General features: G+C 46.6%; 1 protein-coding gene. It reads right to left on the reverse strand.

The window, feature by feature from the left end; all coding sequences use genetic code 11:
• Nucleotides 1–183: 183 nt before the first annotated feature.
• A partial coding sequence (gene pdxH, locus A3756_RS21380; RefSeq protein WP_068554590.1) for a pyridoxamine 5'-phosphate oxidase occupies nt 184–779 on the reverse strand: 596 nt, incomplete at its 5' end.

The raw sequence follows: 779 nt of genomic DNA on the forward strand, positions 1-779 counted from the left end.
CCAAGAGGAACTTGATCAGGCTCAGCGTCAGTTAACTGAAGCCCAACAAAAATTGAATGCTTTTACCGAAGCCATTAAAGCACCTGAAGCACCTCAAAAATAAAGATTCTATCTCTAAAAAAGGGTCTGCCTTATCTGTAGGCAGACCCTTCCACGGCTCGCTGGCGGGTTAGCACCCTCGGCCTACGGCGCTAGCCTTTCGATCGACCAACTATCATCATGCAAACGCGTATATTGGAAACGATCATGAAGTCGATTTTCACGTCCTTGCCAAAATTCGATTCGAGCCGGCACTATGCGATAGCCGCCCCATGACGAAGGTAAAGGAATCGAACCGGATTTGAATTTCTCTGCCGCTTCACGATACTTTTGTTCTAGAAAAGAACGAGACTCGATCACTTCGCTCTGATCACTACACCAAGCACCAATCTGACTGCCACGCGGCCTGGTTGCAAAATATTTCAAGGAAGCGGCACTGGATATCTTTTCACAACGTCCTTCCACCTTCACCTGACGGTTCAGTGGTAACCAGGGGAACAACATCGCTACTTGAGGGTAGGCTTTAATCTGCTGAGACTTTCGGCTGTTGTAGTTAGTGAAGAAAACAAAGCCGTTTTCATCAAATAACTTCAGTAATACCGTTCGAATGGAGGGGCCTACTTCAAGATCTGTTGTCGCCAGACTGAAGGCATTTGCATCTTGTATGTCTGCATCATTTGCCTGTTGAAACCAGTGTTCAAACTGCTTGAACGGGTCATCAAGTAATTCATCACGGTCCA

The organism is Oleiphilus sp. HI0086, assembly GCF_001635225.1.